Origin of the sequence: Chryseobacterium taeanense (assembly GCF_900099685.1) — a bacterium.
Lineage (GTDB): Bacteria > Bacteroidota > Bacteroidia > Flavobacteriales > Weeksellaceae > Chryseobacterium > Chryseobacterium taeanense.
Genome location: NZ_FNDW01000008.1, coordinates 141,489 through 164,137, shown reverse-complemented (window position 1 = coordinate 164,137; position 22,649 = coordinate 141,489). Strand labels below are relative to the sequence as shown.

At 37.0% G+C, this 22,649-nt stretch carries 25 protein-coding genes; 13 read left to right on the top strand and 12 right to left on the bottom strand.

Annotated features, from left to right (window positions below; translation table 11 throughout):
- Nucleotides 1-283: 283 nt before the first annotated feature.
- Nucleotides 284-2,080 carry a DUF885 domain-containing protein gene (locus BLR30_RS12550; protein ID WP_089859282.1) on the bottom strand — a complete coding sequence of 599 codons (1,797 nt, stop codon included), beginning with the start codon at nucleotides 2,078-2,080 and terminating at the stop codon, nucleotides 284-286.
- Nucleotides 2,081-2,340: 260 nt separating this feature from the next.
- Here BLR30_RS12550 and BLR30_RS12545 point away from each other — a divergent pair, with 260 nt between their 5' ends.
- From BLR30_RS12545 to BLR30_RS12530, 4 genes are all read left to right on the top strand, one after another.
- Nucleotides 2,341-2,802 carry a hypothetical protein gene (locus BLR30_RS12545; protein ID WP_089859278.1) on the top strand — a complete coding sequence of 154 codons (462 nt, stop codon included), beginning with the start codon at nucleotides 2,341-2,343 and terminating at the stop codon, nucleotides 2,800-2,802.
- 177 nt (nucleotides 2,803-2,979) lie between these two features.
- Nucleotides 2,980-3,684, top strand: coding sequence for a MotA/TolQ/ExbB proton channel family protein (locus tag BLR30_RS12540; RefSeq protein ID WP_089859275.1), 705 nt, complete (start codon nucleotides 2,980-2,982; stop codon nucleotides 3,682-3,684).
- A 59-nt stretch (nucleotides 3,685-3,743) separates the two neighbouring features.
- Nucleotides 3,744-4,142 carry an ExbD/TolR family protein gene (locus BLR30_RS12535; RefSeq protein WP_089859272.1) on the top strand — a complete coding sequence of 133 codons (399 nt, stop codon included), beginning with the start codon at nucleotides 3,744-3,746 and terminating at the stop codon, nucleotides 4,140-4,142.
- Between the two features lie 34 nt (nucleotides 4,143-4,176).
- Entirely contained in the window at nucleotides 4,177-5,058 is an 882-nt protein-coding gene (locus tag BLR30_RS12530) for a ferric siderophore ABC transporter substrate-binding protein (protein ID WP_089859269.1), read from the top strand.
- A 15-nt stretch (nucleotides 5,059-5,073) separates the two neighbouring features.
- Here BLR30_RS12530 and BLR30_RS12525 read toward each other — a convergent pair whose 3' ends face one another.
- Together BLR30_RS12525 and BLR30_RS12520 are read right to left on the bottom strand one after the other, a co-directional pair.
- The gene (locus tag BLR30_RS12525) at nucleotides 5,074-5,466 is read right to left on the bottom strand and encodes a hypothetical protein (RefSeq protein WP_089859266.1); all 393 of its coding nucleotides are present in this window, start codon (nucleotides 5,464-5,466) and stop codon (nucleotides 5,074-5,076) included.
- A gap of 136 nt (nucleotides 5,467-5,602) precedes the next feature.
- Nucleotides 5,603-7,006, bottom strand: coding sequence for a nucleoside recognition domain-containing protein (locus BLR30_RS12520; protein WP_089859263.1), 1,404 nt, complete (start codon nucleotides 7,004-7,006; stop codon nucleotides 5,603-5,605).
- 167 nt (nucleotides 7,007-7,173) lie between these two features.
- On the opposite strand from BLR30_RS12520, the gene BLR30_RS12515 reads away from it, so the two are divergent.
- Together BLR30_RS12515 and BLR30_RS12510 are read left to right on the top strand one after the other, a co-directional pair.
- A complete protein-coding gene (locus tag BLR30_RS12515; protein ID WP_089859260.1) occupies nucleotides 7,174-7,512 on the top strand; it encodes a hypothetical protein in 339 nt (112 codons plus the stop codon).
- Nucleotides 7,513-7,557: 45 nt separating this feature from the next.
- Entirely contained in the window at nucleotides 7,558-7,935 is a 378-nt protein-coding gene (locus tag BLR30_RS12510) for a hypothetical protein (protein ID WP_089859256.1), read from the top strand.
- 52 nt (nucleotides 7,936-7,987) lie between these two features.
- Here the strand turns inward: BLR30_RS12510 and BLR30_RS12505 are convergent, their stop codons facing one another.
- From BLR30_RS12505 to BLR30_RS17765, 4 genes are all read right to left on the bottom strand, one after another.
- Nucleotides 7,988-9,502, bottom strand: a complete 1,515-nt coding sequence (locus BLR30_RS12505; RefSeq protein WP_089859252.1) for a GH3 auxin-responsive promoter family protein — start codon at nucleotides 9,500-9,502, stop codon at nucleotides 7,988-7,990.
- Nucleotides 9,503-9,727: 225 nt separating this feature from the next.
- Entirely contained in the window at nucleotides 9,728-10,138 is a 411-nt protein-coding gene (locus tag BLR30_RS12500; protein WP_089859249.1) for a BrxA/BrxB family bacilliredoxin, read from the bottom strand.
- Nucleotides 10,139-10,271: 133 nt separating this feature from the next.
- Nucleotides 10,272-11,141 carry a cupin-like domain-containing protein gene (locus tag BLR30_RS12495; RefSeq protein ID WP_089859246.1) on the bottom strand — a complete coding sequence of 290 codons (870 nt, stop codon included), beginning with the start codon at nucleotides 11,139-11,141 and terminating at the stop codon, nucleotides 10,272-10,274.
- Nucleotides 11,142-11,245: 104 nt separating this feature from the next.
- A complete protein-coding gene (locus tag BLR30_RS17765; protein ID WP_175443659.1) occupies nucleotides 11,246-11,407 on the bottom strand; it encodes a hypothetical protein in 162 nt (53 codons plus the stop codon).
- 90 nt (nucleotides 11,408-11,497) lie between these two features.
- On the opposite strand from BLR30_RS17765, the gene BLR30_RS12490 reads away from it, so the two are divergent.
- From BLR30_RS12490 to BLR30_RS12460, 7 genes are all read left to right on the top strand, one after another.
- Complete coding sequence (locus BLR30_RS12490; RefSeq protein WP_228400762.1) at nucleotides 11,498-12,400, top strand: bestrophin family protein; 903 nt, start codon at nucleotides 11,498-11,500, stop codon at nucleotides 12,398-12,400.
- 64 nt (nucleotides 12,401-12,464) lie between these two features.
- Nucleotides 12,465-12,995 (top strand): RNA methyltransferase, encoded by a 531-nt coding sequence (locus BLR30_RS12485; protein WP_089859240.1) that lies wholly within the window; start codon nucleotides 12,465-12,467, stop codon nucleotides 12,993-12,995.
- 185 nt (nucleotides 12,996-13,180) lie between these two features.
- Nucleotides 13,181-13,831, top strand: coding sequence for a CBS domain-containing protein (locus BLR30_RS12480; protein WP_089859237.1), 651 nt, complete (start codon nucleotides 13,181-13,183; stop codon nucleotides 13,829-13,831).
- Nucleotides 13,832-13,839: 8 nt separating this feature from the next.
- Complete coding sequence (locus BLR30_RS12475) at nucleotides 13,840-14,706, top strand: NAD kinase (protein ID WP_089859234.1); 867 nt, start codon at nucleotides 13,840-13,842, stop codon at nucleotides 14,704-14,706.
- Between the two features lie 70 nt (nucleotides 14,707-14,776).
- The gene (gene fbaA / locus BLR30_RS12470) at nucleotides 14,777-15,847 is read left to right on the top strand and encodes a class II fructose-bisphosphate aldolase (RefSeq protein WP_089859231.1); all 1,071 of its coding nucleotides are present in this window, start codon (nucleotides 14,777-14,779) and stop codon (nucleotides 15,845-15,847) included.
- Nucleotides 15,848-15,936: 89 nt separating this feature from the next.
- Nucleotides 15,937-16,791, top strand: coding sequence for an acetyl-CoA carboxylase, carboxyltransferase subunit beta (gene accD / locus BLR30_RS12465; RefSeq protein ID WP_089859228.1), 855 nt, complete (start codon nucleotides 15,937-15,939; stop codon nucleotides 16,789-16,791).
- Between the two features lie 54 nt (nucleotides 16,792-16,845).
- Complete coding sequence (locus BLR30_RS12460) at nucleotides 16,846-17,358, top strand: DUF6973 domain-containing protein (protein WP_089859225.1); 513 nt, start codon at nucleotides 16,846-16,848, stop codon at nucleotides 17,356-17,358.
- Nucleotides 17,359-17,363: 5 nt separating this feature from the next.
- Here the strand turns inward: BLR30_RS12460 and BLR30_RS12455 are convergent, their stop codons facing one another.
- The 5 genes from BLR30_RS12455 to BLR30_RS12435 form a co-directional block, all read right to left on the bottom strand.
- A complete protein-coding gene (locus BLR30_RS12455) occupies nucleotides 17,364-18,359 on the bottom strand; it encodes an endonuclease/exonuclease/phosphatase family protein (protein WP_089859222.1) in 996 nt (331 codons plus the stop codon).
- A gap of 6 nt (nucleotides 18,360-18,365) precedes the next feature.
- Entirely contained in the window at nucleotides 18,366-19,094 is a 729-nt protein-coding gene (locus tag BLR30_RS12450) for a rhomboid family intramembrane serine protease (protein WP_089859218.1), read from the bottom strand.
- Between the two features lie 2 nt (nucleotides 19,095-19,096).
- Complete coding sequence (gene mutL / locus BLR30_RS12445; RefSeq protein WP_089859215.1) at nucleotides 19,097-20,884, bottom strand: DNA mismatch repair endonuclease MutL; 1,788 nt, start codon at nucleotides 20,882-20,884, stop codon at nucleotides 19,097-19,099.
- A gap of 263 nt (nucleotides 20,885-21,147) precedes the next feature.
- Entirely contained in the window at nucleotides 21,148-21,987 is an 840-nt protein-coding gene (locus BLR30_RS12440; protein ID WP_089859213.1) for a YoaK family protein, read from the bottom strand.
- Nucleotides 21,988-22,011: 24 nt separating this feature from the next.
- A complete protein-coding gene (locus BLR30_RS12435) occupies nucleotides 22,012-22,506 on the bottom strand; it encodes a hypothetical protein (protein WP_089859211.1) in 495 nt (164 codons plus the stop codon).
- Nucleotides 22,507-22,649 lie beyond the last annotated feature (143 nt).

The following is a 22,649-nucleotide window of genomic DNA, read 5'->3' as shown; positions in this document are numbered from 1 at the left end:
GACACAAAATATTTCTTCTGTCTCTTAGCTTTTTGTTATCCTATGTAAAACGTAAATCTTTCTTACGCAAACATACGAGTCACAAAAGATGAGTTAATTTATATTTAAAGTTGATGACTGCAAATGAGAAAGGTCACAATAGCTTAAAAAATCTTCGATTTTTATTCTTTTGAAAACTTTGAATATACTAATCATTATGTTATAATTATCTTTTGAGACTTTTGCGGTTAATTCTGAAATGAGTTTAAACAAGTTTATAGATAAAAAGCAGGGTTTACTTTCATTATTTCTGTTTTTTTGCCCAAAGCTCCATTTTTCTGTTCAAAACATCCAAAGGAAGACATCCCTGGCTCAGCACTTCATCATGGAATTTTGCTAAACTGAATTTGCTTCCCAGTTCCTTCTGGTATTTATCTCTCAACTCACGGATTCTCAACGATCCTATTTTATATCCCAATGCCTGACCCGGCATCGCCATATAACGCTCAACCTCTGCAGTAGCACCGGCTTCATCGTAAGAAATATTGCTTAAAAAATATTTAATAGCATCTTCTCTTGTCATTCTTCCCGTGTGTAATCCCGTATCTACCACCAATCTTACAGCACGAAGCATTTGGTCGCTCAGATATCCCATTTTCTGGTAAGGATCTGTGTATAATCCGAATTCAGGGCCTAATGTCTCACAATAATGTGCCCAGCCTTCGCCATACGCCCCAAACCATCCGAATCTCATGAATTTAGGAAGCTTGGTATTTTCCTGCTGAAGAGAAACCTGATAGTGATGCCCCGGAATTGCTTCGTGCAGGAAGAGAGACTCCATCCCGGAAGTGACATTGAATTTGGTGGGATCGGGAAGGGGAACGTAGAAAATTCCTGGTCTTTTTCCGTCCGGCGTTCCCTGGATATATTCTGCGCTGGCACTGGCTTCTCTGAATTTTTCCGTCTGCCTGATCTCAAACTTAGTTTTCGGGGTTACGGAAAACATGGTTTTCAGCTTCGGAGTAATTTTTGCCAGAATTCCGTTAAAAGCACCCAAAACTTCTTTCGATGTTTTATAAGGCATTGCTTTAGGATCTGTTTTTACATAACTGATAAATTCTTCCAGCGTTCCGCTAAAGCCCACCTGCTGTTTTACCTTTTCCATTTCAGAACGGAGCATTGCCACCTGCTGAAGCCCGATTTTATTGATTTCTTCAGGTGTTTTGTTGGTTGTTGTCCAGCTTTTTGCATAAAACTGATAAATTTCCTTTCCGTTAGGCAGGCTGTTGTAACCATCTGTATCTCTCGCTTTGGGTAAATATTCTTTTTCTAAAAAGTCGCCCATTTTAGTGTAAGCTGGAATGATTTTCTGTGTGATGGCATCCTGATAAAGTTTTGAGAACCTTTCTTTTTGCTCACTGGTAAAATCTTTCGGGAATTTTCTGATCGGCCCGTAGAAAATATTTTTATCGAAATCTGTCGTCGTAATTTCTTCGGCTCTCATCTGCGGAATCATTTTTACGACAAGCTTTTTAGGCAAAACCATTTTGTTGTTAATTCCTTCACGGAAATTATCCGTTGCGGCATTCATCCAGTCCGGAAACTTTTCCATTCTTTTGAGCCAGTCGCTGTAGTCTTTTTCTGTTTTAAAAGGCTGGCTTCCTTCTCCGCTTCCGTACAGCGGAAAATTCAGCGGAAGACCTCCGAATTGAGTAAACGGAATATATTCAGGATGATATCTGTACGCCTGAACTTTATCTTTCAGCGTAAAATTCAGCACATCATAAACAACTTTATCATCATCAGAAAGATTTTTATAATCAACATTTTCCAGTTGTTTCTGCACAGAATTGTAAAAAGCGACCTCTCCGGAAATAAAATCTTTATCGATAGTAATAGGAAGCTGGTCGTTATATCTTAAATCTCCCTGCGAAGTAGCATCCAATGGATATAATTTCAGATATTGCTCATAATAATTGGAGGCAATGGAATCTAAATTGGAAGGAGTGACTTTAGTAAGTGGAGAATCATATTTTTTGCAGGAAGCAAGGCCTACAACAATACCTAATCCAACAATCGTTTTTGATAAGATGTTTTTCATTTTTCAAAATTCTTAAAAACAAAAGTAAATATTAAAACCATTGTTTTTATTTTTAAATTAAAAAATACGAAAGATTTTCTTCAAAAGTTAGAAAGCTTTCTAAACATAGCTTATATAATGACAAAGTTTAAATTTATCAGCTTGATAATGCTGATTTTCCCAAAAAATAGTTTTCAAAAAATTTTTCACATTCAATCTATTTTTTATCTTTGTTGAAAACGTTTACAATCATATTATTACAGTTCTTTTTTTAGGAAAAAATGAAAGGGATTTTAAAAATTTACCATCCGGACGAAACGCTAAAATACAATATCAGAAATACTTATTGTAAAGCAGTTTACAGCAACCAGCAACATTTCCTAGAGGTTGAGATTATTACGGATGACAGTCTGGATCATGTGGATGATGATTCTCTGCAGTACAACTTTCCTCAGCTTTCACTTGAAGTTTTCGATTTCCCTATCGAATCTGCGGAAATAGAAGGAAAAACAATTACCATTAATGATTCCGACGAAGATACTTTCACGGAAGTTGATCTTTTTGATGATGAAGAAGCTTTTATCTATGATAATGAGCTGCAGTTTGATAAAAATGAAGAAGGTGAGCTTCAGGTAATATGGAAAGGGACAATTGATGATTTTTACACGGGTTCAGATACCCCGATTCCTTTCAGGCTAAAATGCGAATTCAAGCAGGATGAAATTGAAGTAGACGAAGATTAATTTCAGACGTTTACTGTTCTCCGGAATTTATATCAGATTTCTTTTCAGATTTTTTTGGAAAGAAATTTGCTGTTGTTGAAAATAACAAAATTTAAGTTGTTTTTAAGCAATTTTTAAGATATCATTTGATAATATTCCACTACATTTGTCGTTACAACTCTTATAAAATAAACATTAATGCTGATAACGGAACTTACTCAGGTATTATTTGCACAGGCTGCTGCGCCTGCAGTTGCGGCACAAGATTTAGAATTTTCATTTTGGAAGATCATGTTTCATGGAGGCGCTTTCGCCAAAATCGTAATGGTGACTGTACTCCTGTTGGGGGTATTTTCCGTTTATCTCTTCTTTGAACGTTTTTTCTTTATCAAAAGGCTGACTTCAAAAACAGATGCCAACTTTATGGATAATATTGAAGATTTCATCAAAGAAGGTAAAATGGAATCTGCACTCGATTACTGTAAAAGGCAAAACTCACCTGAAGGAAGAATTCTGGAAAAAGGAATCTCCAGACTCGGAAGACCAGTATCCGATATCGTAAGTGCCATGGAATCTCAGGCGCAGGTTGAGGTAGCCAATATGGAGAAAAACCTGAATCTTTTGGCTGTTGTACCAAGTATTGCGCCGATGCTGGGACTTTTAGGAACGGTAATCGGGATGATTATCGCTTTCTTTAATTTATCTCATGCCAGCGGATCTTTTTCTCCGAAAACATTGTCTGAAGGCATTTATACGGCGTTAGGACAAACAGCAGTCGGTCTGGCAGTGGCGATTCCGGCAAACTTTTTCTACAATTTATTATTGACAAGAATAGATAAATTTGTATTGAAAGCTCAGAATATGTCGGGAGAATTTTTAGACCTTATCAACAAACCTTTATAAATCTTCATATGAAACCGAAAGGTTCTGTCTGAACATTAAAAAACAAGAAAAGTAAACAGATGAAAATTCAGAGAAGAAATAAAGCAAACCCCGAGTTCAGCCTCGCAGCAATGACCGATGTTATCTTGCTGATGCTGATCTTCTTTATGGTAACATCTTCCGCTGCAAATCAAAGTGCTATTGATGTAAAATTACCGAAAACGGGAGCTGTTGAAGATAATATTCCGAACCCTGTTACCGTAAGCATCAAGCCGGACGGATCTTACTTTGTAGATGATACTCCTGTTGAAAAAGCACAGCTTGAGCAGACCATCGTGAATAAGCTAACCAACCAGACCAATAAGTCTTTCACGATACGTGCAGACGAAAATACCATGCATAAAGATGTAGTTTTTGCCATGGAAATTGCCGAAAAGTATAAATTTAATATTGCCATTGCAACGGTTAAAGATAAATAACAACTCCGAAACTATCGGAAAGGATCTTTTTAAAATGAGAAGCGAGATTATAAACAGAGACGAACAAAACCGGGATCGGGTAAAAAGTGCATTGCTTTCTATCCTGATTTGGTCTGCGATCTTGCTGTTTGTCTTTTTATATAAATTAAAACCGGAACTGGATCAACAACCGGAAATTGTAACCACCATGCTGGTAAATTTCGGGGACAACAGAAACGGAAACGGAGCGGAAGAACCTGCCGATCAGCCAGGAAGTTTAGCTGCAGCAACAGAAAATGTTACAGAACCTGCGGAAGCTTCTGTTCCGGAAACAAAAACAGTAATCAAGCCTGAACCTCAACCTGAAACACAAAAATCAGAAGCGAAGGATAAAATCATTACCGGAAACAATTCGAAAATTACCGTTCCGAAAAAAGAAGAGTCAAAAGCCGAAACTAAGAAGTCTTCAGCAAGCACGAGCGCGACAAAAAATACTAAAAAATCAGGAGCTGTAACCTCAAACTCAAAAACAGGAAACGGAGACGGAAAAGGAACGGCAGCCATCGGAAACCTGATCCGAGGACGAGGAACAAAAGCAGGAAGCCAGGGAGATGGCAGTGGAATTGGAAATGCCGGAGATCCTTTAGGAGGCGATGGAAATGGGGACAGCAAAGTGGGGATTGATAGAAAATTGGTTGGGTTCATTCCCGGAACCATGGGTAGAGGAGGAACGCAACCAGCAAACAACTGCAAAGCAAGTGGGACAATTACCATATCTTACACGGTTGATAAAGCAGGAAATGTAGTTTCTGCAAGAAGATCAGGAGGGACTTCAGATCCTTGTATTACTTCAAATGCAGTCTCGTGGGTTAAGAAATATGTAAAAGCTGAAAAAGCCAGTGTGTCTTCTACCGGAACGTATAAAATTACTTTCTAAACATACAAAAGCACTTTATTCAAGTGCTTTTTTTATTTCTGATATTCTGTTGATTACCGGAAGCGCAAATATTCCGCTGGTCTGAAGATAGAGCTCATAGAATGTTTTAGCTTTGTCTAGAAAATCTTTATTGTTTTCCGTTTTACCTTTAAAATAAAAAAGATTTCCCAGCATTTCATAATAATCTTTATGATCTCTTTCCTGTCTTTCTTTCACGATTTCAATGATTTCCTCTTTTGTTTTGGAAGAAATTTCTGTGAAGCTCATCTTGAAAATATCTCTCATTAAGGAATCGAAATCGAGTTCTTTTTGCATTAAACTTTCTTCCGGTTTATCCAAAATCAGTTTTTCCAGCGCCTGTGTCAACTGGCGGATTAGTCTTAGCGTAAATTCTTTATCTGTTATCATAATGGGTTTAAAGTTTAAGATTTTTATTTTATGTTACTGGCAATTGAGGCTATCGAAATCACCAATAAGGCTTTCTAACTGAATTTGTTTATAATATATGCAATCGGCGGCTAGACTTTTGAAACCACATCCTTTTTTATGCAAAAAATAAATATGCTAAAGCAATAGAAGTTATAATTCCTACCAGATCTGCCAGAAGCATTGCAACAACAGTATATCGTGTATTCTTCACGGCTACTGCTCCGAAATAGACTGCGATCACATAAAACGTTGTATCTGAGCTTCCCTGAAGTACCGCAGCCAGTTTCCCCTGAAAGCTGTCGGCTCCGAAAGTAGCCATCGTATCGACCATCATTCCCCGGGCTCCTGAGCCGGAGAGCGGCTTAATAAGTGCTGTCGGCAGTCCGTCTACAAAGCGAGGATCCAGATTGGCGGCATTGGCAACCCATTTCATTCCGTCAATGATGACATCAAAAACTCCGGAGGTTCTTAGTAAGGAAATTGCGATCAGCATTCCGACCAGGTAAGGAATAATTTTAACACAGGTTGTAAAACCTTCTTTAGCACCTTCAATAAAAGCATCAAATACATTGATTTTTTTATAGACCGCACCCAGAACAATAGCCAGAAATATAAAGAGAATCAGTCCGTTACTTAAAACCTTGCTAAAATCATCCAGCTGATCTTTGCTCAGCTGTACGAGATAGACAACCAATAAAGCGATTATTGCTGAAATTCCTCCTACATAAGCGATCACAATAGGTTTTAATAAGTTGATTTTTTGGTAAAGTGAAACAACGATCATGGCAGCCAAAGTTGCGGCAAAAGTTGCAATCATACACGGCAGGAAAATATCTGTAGGTGTTTTTGAACCCATAGAAGCCCGAATGGCAATGATAGAAACCGGAATCAGCGTCATTCCACCTGCATGAAGACATAAAAACATGATCTGAGAATTGCTCGCTGTATCTTTTTGTGGATTTAAGGTTTGCAGGCTTTCCATAGCTTTTAAACCGAAAGGTGTAGCTGCATTGTCTAAACCGAGAAGATTGGCACTGAAATTCATCAGCATATGTCCGAAAGCAGGATGGTTTTTGGGTATCTCAGGAAAAAGTTTTGAAAAAAAAGGCTGAATAAATCGGCTTAAAAGGTTGATCCCGCCGGCTTTTTCTGCAATGCTCATGAATCCCATGAACAAAGCCATAATTCCAATTAGTTTTAAACAAATCCAAACGGCAGATGTACTGGTTTCTATAACGCCATCTGTTTGTTGAACACGGTAAACTTTCACATCCTGTTTCAGTGAATCTGTTTTATAATGAATTCTACTGTCTGCAAAATCTGGATTTTTCATCAAACTGTCTCGGACAATAGGAGAAAGCGTATTCATTTTCTGGGTCGTGATTTGTACCGTGTCACCACCTTTCCCAACCACCATATCATTAAATATAGTTTTATAATGGCTTGATGAAATGTATTTTATACTGGCAATGGCAATGGCGATAATGATAAAGGCCGACCAAATTCTGCTGAGAACCATTCGTTTGAATTAAATTTGCTTAAACTTATCAAAAAAACTTCATATAACAAAGGTGTAGAAAGTTTTTTAAGTTCTCAAAATAAATAATTCTGTTGATCTGGCAGAATGTTCCGATAATTTTTGAGTCACGGGACTGTAATTGCAGAATTTCTGCTAAATTCGTTCTTATGAAAAATTTGTTTTTTGTATTCTTTGTTTTCACGATTGCAGCCGTTTCCTGTTCCAAAAAAGAGCCTCAGGATTTTTATCCGGAGGAAAACCCGAAGGCTAATTATGATACGACCGCGGTCGACTCTTTTTCGTCCGGTGCAACTTCTGTAGATGTGGTACGGCAAATCAGGATGTCTTCAAAGAAATATCGGGATTCTCTGAAAGAGGTTCTGAAACTTCAGGAACAAGAGAAAAAAATACAGCAGGAACTGGAGAAAGAAAACAAAATAAAAGCAGAAGATAAAAAACAGAATACCGCTGAAACTACTCCTAAGGCTGGAGAAAAAACAGAATAACTCTACTTTATTTACTATTGAATATCATTTAAATTATTAATACATATGAAAAAAAACATTTTATCAGGATTAATTGTAGCAATATTGGTTGTATCATGTACAAAATCGACATCAAAGACGGAGACGGTAGAAAATCCTGACGGATCCGTTACTACTACAACTACCACTGTTTCCGAAAACGGAATTGGAGTAGATACCTCAAAGATCAATGATGTGAAGGAAAAAACGGAATCCAGAATCGATGAGGCTAGTAGAAAGATAGATAAGGCGGCAGAAGATGCAAAGAATAAGATTGATGCTACCGCGGATAAAACCAAAGAAAATCTTCATCAGGCGGGTCAGGATGTGAAAAAGGCAGCTGCCGAAGGCGCTTCGAAAGTAGAAGAGGGGGCGAAAAAGCTTAAGGAAGATTTGAGTAAATAACCAGTACAATACAGAAAAACCGTAGCAAAGGCTGCGGTTTCTTGTTGAAAATTTATCTATTCAATTCCAGTAATGGATCTATATATTCTCTGTCATTACTTAGCCTCGGCACTTTGTTCTGGCCACCGAGTTTGCCTTTGGATTCCAGCCAGCCATAAAAAAGATTGGGTTTGGCAATATGTACGATTGGTCTTTTCAGGGTCATATTATTATAGCGCTTCGCTTCGTAGTCAGAATTGATAGATTTCAGATGATTATCAAAAACGTCAATAAAACGTTCCAGATCAACAGGCATTTTGCAAAATTCGAAAATCCACTCATGGGCACCTCCTTCGTCGTTTTTCATGAAAACAGGAGCTCCTGTAAAATCGGAAACAGCAGCATGGGTTTCTTCGCAGGCTTTGGTAAGGGCAGATTCTACATTGGTGATCATTAACTCTTCACCAAAAGCATTGATGTAATGTTTCGTTCTTCCTGTGATCTTTATTCTAAAAGGGCTTTTACAGGTAAATATTACGGTGTCTCCAATAAGATATCTCCACAGCCCGCCGTTGGTTGTAATGACCATGGCATAATTCTTACCAATTTCCACATCTTCCAGGCTTACCACTTTCGGATTGGAAAGATGAAATTGATCCATCGGGATAAATTCATAAAAAATGCCGTAATCCAGCATCAGCAACATTTCGTCACTGTTTGATCTGTCCTGAATTCCAAAAAAACCTTCAGAGGCGTTATAAATTTCGTAATAGTTGATATTCTTTCCTATGATTTGCTTATACTGCTCTCGGTAAGGTTTAAAGCTGATGCCACCATGAAAGAAGACTTCCAGATTTGGCCACAGCTCAGAGATATTGCTGATGTCGGTTTCCTTTATTACCCGCTGAAGAAGAACCAGCATCCAGCTCGGAACACCAAGAATACTCCCTACATCTTCATTTTTTACTTCCGAGGTTATGGCTTTTAGCTTGCTTTCCCATTCTCCCATCAGCGAAACTTTTTTGCTGGGTGTTGTGGTTATTTCTACCCAGAACGGGAGGTTGTCGATCAGGATTGCCGACAGATCTCCAAACTTAGTGTTGAAATCTGCATACAGTTCTGAGCTTCCGCCGAGACGAAGGTTTTTATAGTTAAAAAGTTGATTTTCAGGATGGTTGTTGGCGTAAATAGAAACCATGTCTTTTCCTGCTTTCATGTGACAGTACTCAAGACTTTCAGCGGAAATAGGGATAAATTTACTTTTGGCATTGGTTGTACCAGAAGACTTAGCGAAATGCTTAATATACCCCGGCCACGTAACATCTTTTTGTCCCTGTCGTGCTTTTTCTATATAAGGTTCTATTTCTTCGTAGGTTACAATAGGAACCTTATTTTTAAAGTCCTGATAACTGGAAATAGAATTAAAGCCATATTTTTTTCCATACTCGGTATCTTCGGCGTGAAACAGCTGGGAAAATAAAATTCCATTCTGTGTCTCAACAGGATGATCCATAAAATTCTGAATCTGATCTATCCTCTGCCGGATAAACCAGTTGACCACAGTATTGAAAAGTGCTTTCGTTGCCATTTCAACAAATATAATAATAATTGCATTTTCTGAGAACTTTTTATTATGATAAATAATAGCTAACGCTTATTTTCTCACATTATAGAGTTAATCCATTGTAATTTGTTGTTATTGAGTGTGTTGTAAATCACCAAAATTATAGTAAATAATTTCTATGGAAACAAGATTTTAAAACAAAAAACCGCTACAATTTGTAACGGTTTTTATATTAAGATAAGCTGTTTCTTAGCAATATTCGTCGTAGGCTGCCTGAAGATTGGCTGCGATAGCTCCTGCAGGATTTCCTTCGATGTGGTGTCTTTCCAGCATATGTACAAGCTCACCATCTTTAAAAAGAGCCACACAAGGAGAGCTTGGTGGGAAAGGAGCCAGATGTTTTCTTGCTTCCACTACAGCTTCTGTGTCGAACCCTGCGAAAACAGTCGTAAGATGATCTGGTTTTTTATCGCCCGTTAAGGAATAAACAACACCAGGTCTTGCAGCTCCGGCTGCACATCCGCAAACGGAATTAATGACCAGAAGAGTGGTTCCCTGTTGTTTTAATGCTTCTTCTACCTGAGCAGGAGTGGTCAGGTCCTCGAAACCTTTATCTGTAAGTTCAGCCTTCATAGGCATTACTAAATCTGTTGGATACATATTTTTGTTTTTATTAAGCTACAAATTTAAGCATTTCTTTAGTTTCCTTCAATATATAAAAACTATCGGTGCTTTTGTTAAAATAAAATACCTCATGAATTATCTATTTAATGTAAAAAATAAGATGTTCAAATCACTGTTTTACTCTTAAATCTGCTTTCGAACTCTTTTCGTATGCCCATTGCTGTTTGTAATTCACCCATTTAGCTTTAAATATTTTCCTCATTAATTTGTCGGTGTATCTCATGATGAAAACATGATACAGCATGCTTGCAAAAATCTTGGGCTTATTAGGAAGTGCACGAAGTGACATTGAAAATCCAGGCTCGAGATATCTGTTGAAATGCCAAAATGCTCCCGGAATAAAAAGTGCGTCGCCATGTTCCATGAAAATTTCATAGCCACGGGCGTGCTTCAATGCCGGAAACTTTTCATAATCAGGATTTTCGAAGTCAAGGTCATATACGGTATGAACGGATAGCGGAACTTTATACAAAAAAGCCGACTGTTCCTGATCAAACAGCAGAATTCTTTTTTTTCCTTCAAAATGAATATGCAGAAAGTCGCCCAAATCTACGTCATAGTGCATCAGCACATGGGCATCACTTCCTCCGAAAAAAAGTGTAGGAAGCCTTTTAAAAAACTTCATTCCCAAATCAGGATAGGTGAAGTTTTTCAGCAATTCCGGAAGACGGTCGGTAATAATATAAAAGAAAATCCGTAGATCCGAGGGGCTATTTCTGATCGTATCAATATAATCTTTCATTTTCATGTGTGTAACCGGTGCATCGGAGCTTTTGGAAGCATCAGCAGGCTTGTTATCGTAAAGAGGAACTTCCTGATCTCCTGCCTTTTTGCGGATAAAATCAAAATTCCACTGATCGAAGGCATCCCATCTGCTGGCAAAATTCTTGATAAGCAGCGGCTTTTTCTTTTTAAAATATTTTTCCTGAAAATCTTCTTTACTAATATCTGTTACAACATCTACGTTACTGAGAATCATTTTGCTGTGGTGTTTTAATTGCGAATTAAAAGTAAGGCTTTTTTGAATTTTAGGAAAATTTTAAAGATGATATCAGTTATCATTTCTCATGCACCAACCCTAATTTACCTCAGCAAATAAATTAACAATGAAATAATCCCTCCAAAAAAGACCACCGCGCAACCCTGCGGACTCGCAGATTTTCTCTTCCTTCCGAATGTACTTACATAGTGTCCACTTACCCATTTTCCGTCTTTTCTGAAATGTCCTTTTCTGTAATGTCCCATGGTATTAAATTTTTTTAACAAAGAAAAAATGAATAGTACAATAAATTTTATGGTTTTCCGTAAAACAAAAGTAAAAGTGAAATTTTATATTTGTACGGACTAACCAATCTTATGAGAGTTTATAATACCAAACATTTCCTGAAAATTCTTTTCAGTCTGCATAAAAGCGATACGCTGAAGATTCTTTTTCCTACGATGATGCTGATAGGGCTTTACTCCTGGGGGATTGAATATCTTGAAGTTGAGTATCTCCACCTTTCTTCAAAATCGCCTATCAGCAACGTGAGCATGATTCATTCTCTGTTGGGGTTTGTATTATCCTTGCTTTTGGTTTTCAGGACAAATACAGCTTATGACAGATGGTGGGAAGGTAGAAAACTCTGGGGTAAACTTGTCAACGATTCAAGAAATTTTGCGGTTAAAATCAATACGATTCTCGCTGACGACAGAAAAAGTGCCGAGCAGATTGCCCGATATTTAAAGTTCTTTCCGCATTTTCTGGCCAAACATCTTTCAAAAGAATCTACGAGACGGGCTTTGGATGAAGACTATTCCGAAATAGAAGATTATATAAAGCATCACGGGCCCAGCGAAATTATTATTCTGCTAAGCCATAAGCTACAAAAGCTTAAAAAAGAATGTAAAATATCTGACATCGAAATGCTTTATCTGGAAACGCAACTCTCAGGTTTTCTTGATGTTTGTGGAGGTTGCGAACGTATTAAAAACACGCCGATTCCGTATTCTTATTCTTCTTTTGTGAAAAAGTTTATCATCCTTTATGTATTGGCGCTGCCGATTGCATATGTTATCTCCATTGGTCTTTTTATGATTCCACTTACGGTTTTTGTGTATTATGTGCTGATGAGCCTCGAGATGATTGCTGAAGAAATTGAAGACCCTTTCAACAATGATGAAAATGATATTCCGATGGAGACTATTGCTCAGAATATAGAAAAAAGTGTTCATCAGATTATGTGTTCTGGTAAATAATTAAATCTGAACAGACCTGGAAATCGTAAATATTTATAAATTAATTTAAATAAAAAATAGACAATTGGTACAAAAATTAAAACTGGAAGAACTCAACAGGATTGATGTAGAAACCTTTAAAACCGTTGAAAAAATCCCGTTAATTGTTGTTCTGGATAATATCAGAAGTATGCACAATGTGGGGGCAACTTTCAGAACGGCAGATGCTTTTCTGGTTCAGAAGATTATTCTCTGCGGAATTACGCCTCAACCGCCGCATCGCGAAATCCATAAAGCAGCGTTGGGAGCTACGGAAAGTGTTGACTGGAGCCATGAAAGCGATATTAATACAACCATAAACGACCTGAAATCTCAGGGATTTGAAGTTGTAGGAATTGAGCAGACGACAAACAGCACGATGATCACGGATTTTATGATTGATAAATCTAAAAAATATGCTGTAATCCTAGGAAATGAAGTAGAGGGAATCAGTGATGAAGCGTTATCTAACATTGATTCTTTCATAGAAATTCCTCAGTTGGGAACCAAGCATTCTCTTAATGTAAGCGTATGCGGAGGAATAGTAATGTGGGAATTTGCAAAAGCCCTAAAATGAAAAAACTGCATATGTCTAAGAGACAGTGCAGTTTGAAATAAATCTAATAAAAAGTAAAAATGAAAGGCGACAAAGATACCTAATTTTTTGTCACAAACAAATTTTAAATTCATTTTTTTATTTTTTACGGAAAAAAAGTTTGATTTTCAGAAATAGTTTCGTTTAATTTTTTATAAATTAGCACAATGTTTATCAAGGAATATATCTCGAAAGACTTCCCATGTTTTAGCCTTACTGACTCTATAGAATCAGCGCGGGAGACGTTAGAAGCATTTGGATATTCTCATATTTTCATTAAAAAATCACATCATTTTTACGGTGCCATTGCAGAAGATTTTCTTTATGAGCAGGATGGTATTCTGAAAGATCTGGAACATCAGATTGAGCGGTTTGCTATTCTTGAGGACAACAATATTATGGATAGCATCAGGCTGTTTTATACATTCAATACCAACGTTATTCCGGTCATTAATAAGAATGAGAAATATCTTGGGTATATTATATGTGAAGATGTCTTTCAGGATCTGTCGAAATATCCGCTTTTTTCAGAATCAGGAGCAATTCTCACAGTTGAAACGCCCGGCAGAAAATATTCAATGACAGAGATCGCCAATATTGTAGAAAGCAACAATTCCAAATTTTACGGAGCCTTCATCAGTCATATGACGGAAGATGTAATACAGGTAACGATAAAGATCAGCAATGAAAATCTGAGTTCTATTGATGAAACATTCGACCGGTACGACTACCGGATTGTACAAAAATATTACTCTGATGAAAAATCAGATTTGTTTCAAGACAGGTTTGGTTTTTTCCAGAAATTTATAGAAATATAAAAAAAAGAATGAAGGCAGCTATATATTCTCAGAAAAAAGATCTGGATACCTTTTTATATTTAAGCAAATTTATTTCCGAGCTTGAAAACAGAGGTGTAAAGTCTGTTTTATATGATGAAATGGCTGAGGCACTACAGTTCTCAAAAATATTTGAAACCTTCAGTAGCAAGCAGGATTTACAGGATAAGGAAATCGACCTTTTTTTTACCTTTGGCGGAGACGGAACGATCGTTAATTCTTTAACATTTATCGAAGATCTGGAAATTCCTGTTGTGGGAGTAAATACGGGAAGGCTGGGTTTTTTGGCCAGTTTTACCAAAGAAGAAGCCTTCAATGAGTTAGATTCGATATTAAAAGGCGATATTAAAACCAGCCGTCGCTCAGTGATTGAGGTAATCTCACCTGAAATAGAAGATTTTTCTCCGTATGCGCTGAATGACGTAACGGTTTCCAGAAAAGAAACGACATCCATGATTACCGTGGATTCTTATATCAACAACGAATTTCTGAATGTTTTCTGGGGAGACGGCGTTATCGTTTCTACCCCTACCGGTTCTACCGCTTATTCGCTAAGCTGTGGCGGGCCCATAATCTCTCCGAATAACGAAAACTTTGTCATCACTCCTATTGCTCCACACAATCTTAATGTAAGACCATTGGTGGTAAATGATAAGGTGGAAATAAAATTCAAAGTGGAAAGCCGAGTGCCGCAATATTCCCTTTCGCTGGATTCCAGACTGGTACATATAGAAACAGATAAAGAGATCATCATTAAAAAAGCAGGTTTTCAGCTCCTTCTTGTGCAGCCGAACAATCTGAGTTTCTATGAAACCATCCGCCAGAAGCTACTTTGGGGAAGAGACAAAAGAAATTAAGAATTAAGCAAAAATTATTACCTTTACAGGAATTTTACAAACCCTAATAATTTATATTAAAAAGTAAAACATGAGCAGAATTTTCCCGGCAGGAGTTGCCACAGGTCAATTAGTTACTGATATTTTTCAGCATGCTAAAGAAAACAAATTTGCATTACCAGCAGTAAACGTAATTGGTTCAAGCAACGTAAACGCGGTTTTGGAAACTGCAGCAAAACTAAACTCACCTGTTATTATTCAGTTCTCTAATGGAGGAGCTGCTTATAATGCAGGAAAAGGATTAAGCAATGACGGTCAGAAAGCGGCTATTCTGGGAGCAATCGCCGGAGCAAAACATATTCATACCCTTGCAGAAGCTTACGGAGCGACTGTAATACTTCATACCGATCACTGTGCAAAAAAATTATTGCCTTGGATCGATGGTTTAATGGATGCTAACGAAGAATTCTTCAAGCAAACCGGAAAATCTCTTTATTCTTCTCATATGCTTGATCTTTCTGAAGAATCTTTAGAAGAAAACCTTGAAATTTCAGCTAAATATTTTGAAAGAATGGCTAAAATGCAGATGACACTTGAAGTAGAAATCGGGGTAACAGGAGGAGAAGAAGACGGTGTTGATAACTCTGATGTTGATAATTCAAAATTATATACGCAGCCTGAAGATGTAGCTTATACTTACGAAAAATTAAGAGCTATTTCTGATAACTTTACGATTGCTGCCGCTTTCGGAAACGTTCACGGAGTTTACAAGCCAGGAAACGTAGTTCTTACACCGAAGATTTTAGATAACTCTCAGAAATATGTTCAGGAGAAATTCGGAACTGCTGCCAAGCCGGTGAATTTCGTATTCCACGGAGGCTCTGGATCTACTTTGGAAGAAATCAGAGAGGCAATTGACTACGGAGTTATTAAAATGAATATCGATACGGATCTTCAATTTGCATACACAGAAGGAATCAGAGATTATATGGTGGATAATATCGATTATTTAAGATCTCAGATCGGAAATCCTGAAGGGGAAGAAAAACCGAACAAAAAATTCTATGACCCTAGAGTTTGGGTAAGAAAAGGAGAAGAAACTTTCTCTAAGAGACTTGTTCAGGCATTTGAAGATTTAAATAACGTAAATACGCTTAAATAAAAATTAATGATAAGTGATGATTGATAATTAATTTCAATTAACATTTTTTCATCATTTATCATTTATCTTTCATCAATTATATAAACAATATGGCATTCGAGTGGTTTAAGAGAAAAGCACAAAATATTACGACCTCTACTGATCAGAAAAAAGACGTTCCCAAAGGTCTTTGGCATCAGACTCCTTCAGGAAAAATCGTTGAACATGACGAGCTGAGAAGAAACAACTATGTTTCTCCTGAAGATGGCTTTCATGTAAGAATAGGAAGTGCGGAGTTCTTTGAAATCCTTTTTGATGAAGGTAAATTCACTGAATTGGACGCTAATGTTGAAAGTATCGACATTCTGAATTTTAAAGATACCAAACCATACGCAGACCGTTTGAAAGAGGTAAAGGCTAAAACAAAACTTACCGATTCTATCAGAAATGCAGTAGGAACTGTGAAAGGAACTGAAATGGTGGTTTCGTGTATGGATTTTGCTTTTATCGGAGGATCTCTGGGATCTGTAATGGGTGAAAAGATCAGAAGAGCAGTAGATTATTGTATTCAGAAAAAACTTCCGTATATGATTATCTGTCAGTCGGGTGGAGCAAGAATGCAAGAGGCTACTTATTCACTGATGCAGCTGGCAAAAGTACAGGCTAAATTGGCTCAGCTTTCTGAAGCAGGGCTTTTGTATATCGCCTATCTTTGTGATCCTACTTTCGGAGGAATTACAGCTTCTTTTGCGATGACAGCAGATATCATCATGGCAGAACCAGGTGCGCTTATTGGATTTGCAGGACCAAGGGTTATCCGTGAAACCATCGGAAGAGATTTACCGGAAGGATTCCAGACTTCGGAATTCCTTCAGGAAAAAGGTTTCGTTGATTTTATCGTAAAGAGAACGGAAATCAAAGATACTGTTTCAAAAACAGTTAATCTGTTGACCGTAAAGGCGTAAGAATTTTAACAAAATACAGCAATCTCTCTCTGAACAGGAGAGAGATTTTTATTGATGAGAACCTTCAGCATATTTTTCAATACGATCCGGAGTATGAGCTTTAAAAAGATCATGCGTCTTCTTTCTCTCGTACTGCCGCATCCTGTTTTTTCTTTACTAAGCTTTCATGCGACATTACAGGCTTACTCCATTGCACAGAAAAAATTTCCGAAGACCGCTTCTACAAACGGAATTGGAAATTCTTTCAGACATGCTTTGTGGTGCTGCTTTATTATGATGTATTGCTGCAAAGTATCTTCGCCCGAGAAGGCTCTGGCGTTCTGTAAACGTCTCACTGATCTTCACGAGGAATTATTTCCCAATAAGCCGCTGGAGACTAAAATGGATCTCCACAATAATAAAATTGGAATGGACTATTTCATGGAATTGCTTCCGGGAATTCACCGTCAGTTTTTTGAAAAAAGCTTCTTTATCGACGGCTTAGAAAAGAAGATGAAAGATGCCAAAATTTTAAAAAATCCGGATGATAATTTTGAAGGGTTTCTGGTTTATCTTGATGAGAAATAACGATTTTATTTCTCAAGCTTAAAAGTAGCAATAACCGGAAAATGATCTGAAAGCTTTACAGATCTGTCTACATGATAGCTTAGCGGCTTTATTGATTTTGAAGAAAAAATATAGTCAATTCTTATAGGATATTTATAATCATGAAAACTGGTGCCACTTCCACTTCCAGATTCTACAAACGCATCCTGTAAACCTTTTAGCAAATGATAATATTCATAGGAATTGGGAACTGAATTGAAGTCTCCTGCCAGAATAACCGGATACGGAGAATTATCAATACTTTCTCTTATCGAGGCTATTTGATCCTGATGCATTTTGAAGGTAGGAATAAGTCTTTTTATTACATTTTTTACCTTTTGCTCATCTTCCTCGCTGTTCCCATTAAGTTTCACCATATGTTTTCTAAACTTAAAAGGCTGTAGATATACGTTGATAAAACGGTAAGTCTTTCCTCTGATTTCAATATCCGTTTGTGAAGCATAAGCATTATTAAAAGTATAATCACTATCGATAAGCTGTTTCTGACTGATAATTTTATGTTTCGAGAAAACCTGAATTACCCAACTATCCGGAGCCTGTTTCAGTCCATCGAAATGATATTTCATCTTACTTCCGTATTCTTGTAACATGACGATATCTGGATTCTGGCTGTTTATATAAGCATTAATATTATCTATCCCGTAATATCCGCCCTTTGCATTCATTGTGAGTACTTTGAGGTTGGATGTTTCATTTTTCTGCGGGGAATAATTTATCCATCTTATAGCAGGTTTAAAAAACAACAGTCCTAGAAGTACAAAAATAAATGCTCTTTTTTTCCAGCTAAAAATCCAAAAAAGGGTAAGTAGAATATATGCAATCATCAGCACCGGAAACCCTAAAGAAAGCAGATTGAACCACGGAAAAGTTTTCGGTGGAACATAAGCATTTAAAAGTGTAGCTGCCAGCAGGAAAAAAATTCCTATATGCGCTATGAGGAGAATTAAACGAAAGATTTTCACGGGATTTTAATTGAATCTGTATAAATGTTTTCTCCAGTTTCTTGCCAAAAGCCATCCTACGAGTGCCCCACCAACGTGAGCTAGGTGAGCAATACCTCCCACATTTCCTGAAATACCCAGCCAAACAGATCCAACGATGATGATAGGTAATAAATATTTAACTTTCATAGGTATCGGAATAAACATGATCCCGATTTTTGCATCCGGATACAACGTAGCAAAAGCCGCCACGACCCCAAAAATGGCTCCTGAAGCGCCTACCATTGGTACTGTGAGTGCTGCATAAAGATTTAAAGCTTGTTCATTATATTCATAAAGAGAGAAATTACGTTGGTATTTAGTAAGATCTGCTTTCATAAAAATATCTGATACGTCAATATTAGCATTGGTAAGCTCGGCAGTAAGCTGCTGAACTTCATAAAAGTTCCAGAGGTTAAATAAGAAAAACGCTCCCAAACCGCTCAGAAAATATAAGATTAAATATCTTTTTTCTCCTAATGCCTGTTCCAGAACCGGTCCGAAACTCCATAGCGTAAGCATATTAAAAAGAATATGAGCATACCCTCCATGCATAAACATGTGTGTAATCACCTGCCACGATCTGAAATTTGGAGAAAATGGATAAAATGCAGATAATGAATCAAAAAATTGTGGAAATATAAAGCCGACTACAATAAACACAACAACATTAATAATAATAATATTTCTCGTAATCGGAGGGATACTGTTAAACATACTTAAAATTTATTTTTAAAATCATTAAACGGAACTTCAAAAAAGCATCTTTTGCCATTGGGTAAAAATTCCGGGAAGCCTAATGCTGTAAAGTCTTTGATGAGCTGTTCCGCATCTTTTTTATAGATAAAATCAAATCTTGATTTCGATTGCATTTTGCTCCACTGGTTCTGATAAAACTGCATGAATTCTTCTTCTGTTTTATATTCCAGAATGTCGAAAAGATTCTCTAGGAACTTCATGACCTGGGTTTCTTTCAGTCCTTCCGGTACGGCATCAATCCTCAATACGCTTTCATGGGCAATACTCATCTCAAAACCTAATTCAGGAAGAAATTTCTTGATTGATTTATATTTATTCTTTTCAATCTCATTCATATGATACTCCAGAGAGAAAAGCAATGAATGGCTGTTGGTCTTTCCTTTTTTCACAGGTTTTGTACTTTCGGAAACCACCAGCCTGTGCATCCTTCCTAAGTCCAGCATCAGGGTTTTATCGCCTTTGTTAAATAGCCAGTAACCGTTCGGAAGCCTCATCAGATCTTCATCAAAATCTTCATCTTCAAACAGATTGATTTTAGAAGGCTCCGCTGAAATATTCTGATGATACATCTCCGCAAGATTCTGAATTTCAGCCTGCTTTACACCTTTTTCTTCAAGAAACGGATTGTAATCTTTATCTACGATGATCTCCGGCATTTTAATAAATCCGCTCCCACCACCATTACTTTTGCTTGGAAATGTTTTCTGCATGATCTCATCCAGATGAGGATCTTTTTCAAAATCAAGACTTGGTGCTACATTGTAAATCCCTAATGATCTTTTAATCGTAGAACGCAACAGTGCAAAAATAAGATGCTCATCTTCAAATTTTACTTCAGTTTTCTGTGGATGAATATTGACATCAATTTTCTCCGGATCCAGCTCCAGGAAAAGGAAAAATGTAGGAATATATCCCGGCAGCAGCAAGCCTTCAAAAGCTTCCTGCACTGCTTTATTGAAATATGGGCTTTTAAAATACCTTCCGTTCACAAAAAGAAACTGTTCTCCTCTCGTCTTTTTTGCCCCTTCAGGTTTAGCTACAAATCCGTGAAGCTTACACCAGATAATATCTTCTTTAATGGGGATTAGCTGTGGATGTAGTTTTCTTCCGAAAATATCCACAATACGCTGCATCTGACTTCCTTTTCTTAATCTGAAAACCGCTTCATCATCATGAAACAAAGAAAATTCGAGATTTTCATGAGCCAGCGCAACCCTTTGGAATTCATCAATAACATGCCTGAATTCGATATTGTTATTTTTAAGGAATTTTCTCCTTGCCGGGACATTATAAAAAAGGTTCTTCACTAAAAAGTTAGAGCCGTCAGCCGTCTGAATCGGATCCTGAAACTGAAATACTCCGCCTTCTATATAAATATTGGTTCCTATCGTTGCATCTTTCTGCTTGGTTCTCAGTTCAACCTGGGAAACTGCTGCAATGGAAGCAAGCGCCTCACCGCGAAAACCTTTTGTGGCAATTTTGAAAATATCTTCAGTACCTCGGATCTTAGAGGTTGCATGTCTTTCAAAAGCCATTCTGGCATCAGTTTCCGACATTCCTTTTCCGTCATCCACTACCTGGATCAGGTTTTTCCCGGCATCTCTTACGATCAGTTCAATCTTTGTCGCTTCGGCATCGATTGCATTTTCCAAAAGTTCTTTTACAATGGACGCAGGTCGTTGTACGACTTCACCTGCCGCTATTTGGTTGGCTACATGATCCGGTAAAAGCTGAATAATATCTGACATAAAAAAAGTAAATCAACTTACAAAAATAGGGATTCAGAATAAGAATTAAAACAATAAAGCACTGAATTAAAATTTAATTATCAACATATTAACAGAGTAAACAGACGTATATTTCGCATCGGGTCGCCTTTCTAAAGCTTTTTTCTAAAGTACAATCCCCCAATTGTACGATACAATTAGAGGATTGATTCACAGCTAGTTTACACAAAATTAATACTGATATTTATCTTTACCTAAATATGAAGTCCTTATTGTAAGATAATTTATTCTTCAAAAATGAGCTTTCTCTTTTTCTCTATTTTTTGTTTAATCGTGGAAGACCCGTGGATCTTATTATAAAGAAAAGCGAAAACATTGGGTTTTTTATAAATTTTACTATATCTGTACTGGGTATTAAAATGTCTGAGGTGAATTTTATATGCATCGTATCCAATGACAACCAATAAGCAAAGGCTGATAACATAAAAAACCCTGAATTCCAGATAATAATACGTAAGCCCTGAAAAAACTGCTCCCAAAACATAAGCAAGCATAATACTCATAAGCAGCTTAGCTCTTCCTACGAGTTCCCCATTCTTCCTGAATTTTTTCTGAGTAAACATGGAGAACAGAATTCCCAGGTCGGTCGTTGTACCGGTAAGGTGCGTAGTCTTAACGGAAAAATTTGAAATACTTGCTGTTAAACCATTTTGCAAGCCAGTTGCGAAAAGCATCACCGCTACCAGATATTGAGTTTCCTCTAGGCTTTTCCGGTAATAAAACTGTCCGTAGATTCCTACAAAGAGGAGGCACGTTATTTCAAGAATCAAAGGCATGGCATGTGCAAAATATTTACTTTTTTTATTGAAATTGATAACAATAAAATTTGATACAAATCCTCCGAAGAAGAAAAGAAAGATCCACAATCCGACCACGGCAACCTGCGACCAGTTTGCCTTACTGATTTCTGCCGCCAGAATCGCGTAGTGGCCCGTTACGTTCGATGTAAATGAGAGGAAAATCAACAGGGACGCAATATTTATAGTACCTGCCGTAAAGGCAGTCAGCGTTCCCAGTCTTATGTTGTCTCCCAACGTCCTGCTGTTACTATAATTCCTTAACATTTTTTTTAGTTTTAATTATGATTTTTACGCTTCCGCAAAGATTTCAGCCAGTCTTCCTTTTTCCGGAAGGCGTTCCTGAAGCTCTACTGATATTTCATGACATTTCAGATCTTTACATTTTTTGAGATAGGGAATAAGATCAAATTTTCCATCTCCTTTACTTTTAATGGATGGCGAATAGTACGCCTCTTCAATATTTTCAGCTTTCACATAATTGTTAAAGGTCCTCTGGAAGCTTCCTGTGAAAATATCACACATAATTTTATTAATCAGATGAGGATATTTATTTTTAATAATTCCAAAAGCTTCACAAAATTCCTGCGGACGAAGTTTATTGAAAATTGTACTTTTGGTATTAAATAAAAGATCTCTGATAGAATCGCCCATGTCATATCCCGTAACCAAAAGAATATTATACTGATTCTGATCTTCTGAAGCATCTTTTTCCCTCAATACTTTTTTAAGAATATTTAAAGATTCAAGAGAATAATCGGTGGCTATTAAAATTGTTTTGGTCATATTTTTAAGATTTAGGTTCGTATTATATTTCGATGATACAAAACTATAATGACCAGATTAGAAGTTCTTTGGAATGGAATTAAAATGTGATTAAAGAGATTAAAATCACATTAGAATTTGTATTCCTGATAAATAAGTGTATA